The organism is Alcanivorax sp. HI0083 (assembly GCF_001635175.1).
Window position 1 is genome coordinate 1 of record NZ_LWFX01001743.1, and the last position, 1,802, is coordinate 1,802.

Annotated in this window: 3 protein-coding genes; 1 reads left to right on the forward strand and 2 read right to left on the reverse strand. The window is 61.9% G+C overall.

Annotated elements, in window-relative coordinates; translation table 11 throughout:
• A partial coding sequence (locus A3754_RS25365; protein ID WP_197468868.1) for an NAD(P)/FAD-dependent oxidoreductase occupies positions 1-608 on the forward strand: 608 nt, incomplete at its 5' end.
• Positions 609-627: 19 nt separating this feature from the next.
• Here A3754_RS25365 and A3754_RS25370 read toward each other — a convergent pair.
• Together A3754_RS25370 and A3754_RS25375 are read right to left on the reverse strand one after the other, a co-directional pair.
• Positions 628-1,578: a zinc-binding alcohol dehydrogenase family protein gene (locus A3754_RS25370; protein ID WP_063521687.1), complete on the reverse strand. Its 951-nt coding sequence runs from the start codon at positions 1,576-1,578 to the stop codon at positions 628-630.
• A gap of 39 nt (positions 1,579-1,617) precedes the next feature.
• A partial coding sequence (locus A3754_RS25375; protein WP_156497231.1) for an AraC family transcriptional regulator occupies positions 1,618-1,802 on the reverse strand: 185 nt, incomplete at its 5' end.

The window sequence follows — 1,802 nt, forward strand, 5'->3', positions numbered from 1 at the left end:
ATCACCGGGCCAGCGCCATGGCCGGCATTCTGCCCACCGGCAGCCGCCCGGACCAGCCGGAGACACCGCTAGCCAGCTTTTTCTGGAGCCTGCCGGTCACCGAGATCGCCCAATGGCAACAACCGGACTTTGCCGCCTCACCTTTTGAAAAATGGCGCGGCGCACTGCATACCTTCTGGCCGCAACTGGACGAGGTACTGACACCACTGACCCAGGCGCAGCAGCTAACCCCGGCCACCTACCGCGATGTGATCATGTCGAAATGGGGAGACAACCGGCTGGGCGTGATTGGCGATGCCGCCCACGCCATGAGCCCGCAACTGGGCCAGGGCGCGAACATGGCCTTGCTGGACGCCTGGGCTCTGAGCGACGCCATGCAGCAATCGGATAACTGGCATCAGGTCTGGAGGCATTATCACCAGCAACGCGGCCCGCAGATTCGCTTTTACCAACGCATGAGCCGCTGGCTGACACCGGCCTTTCAGTCGCACAGTCGTGCCGTCGCCACCGGCCGCGATATTCTGTTTCCACTGCTGAGCCACCTGCCCTGGATGCGGCTGCAAATGGCAAAAACCATCGCCGGCCTGAAAACCGGTTTGCTGCGTTAAGGTCGCACCGGAAACCAGATTAACCGCTAAAGGTCAGCACCTGCCGCTGGGTTGTCGCGCTTTGCCAGGCCTGCGCCACCTGGCTGGCGGGCACCGCCACTGCATCAACCTGCAGACCTGCCAACGTGACAGCCGCCAACACCTGTCCCACCGCCTGCACCAGCTCTATCTTGCTGACACTGCCCAGCCCACTGCCCATAAGGGTCAGGTCGGTACTGCGCAATGCTCCGGCAGACAACGGCAATGCCATCCCCGCCATGGAACCAATATTCACAAAGCGCGCGGCGGCGGTTTCACGGGCAATGGCATTGAGCAGGCATCCCGCCGGTGGCCCCCACAGGAAATCAAGCACCACATCCACCCCGTTAGCGGCTATCTCGCCAACAAAGGCATCAGTGAGCACCTCCTCCGGTTGATTCAGAGCAATAAACGCATCCGCGCCCAAGCCCCTTAATGTCGTTTCGTGCTCCGGGTTACGGGCTGTAGCCACAATCCGGCCCGCCCCTAGATGCCGCGCAATCTGAATCGCCAACCGCCCGGACGCGCCCGCCGCACCGTTGATAAGCACCGATTCCCCTGCCTGAAAATTGGCACGTAGCATCAACGCTACCCAAGAGGACATGCCCGGGTTGGCAATGGCCGCTGCCGTCACATCATCCACTGCAGCGGGCACCGCCACACATTGCTGTGCATCCACCGCCACCACTTCGGCCATAGCCCCCACCGGGGCCCGGGAAAACGCAAAATACACACGCTGCCCATCCGGCAAGTGCCCCACCCCGTCTGCGCCAGGCACCAATGGAAGGGTTTTGCCGCTGCTATAGTGACGGCCCTCCGCCTGAGCCCGCACAAGCTGACTGATCGCCGCCGCACAAGGGCGAACCAGCACCTCGCCCTCGCGGGCCTCCGGCGCCGTAAAGTCCGTCCACACCGGCGCCTGATCAAATTCATTCACCACGACTGCTTTCATGAGACTCTCCGAAATTTCGTGCACGATAACACGATTGAATCAATCCTTCTCCGCATGCTGAGAGCGCCACTGGCTGGGCGTCATGCCCATCCAGCCCTTGAACGCACGGGTAAAATTGGCCGGGTCGGCAAAGCCCAGTAGCTCGCTGATACGCTGAATTTCCATATCGGAACTGGCCAGCAGGTGGCGGCTGTCCCGGTATCGGGCTTCTTCCAGCAACGACT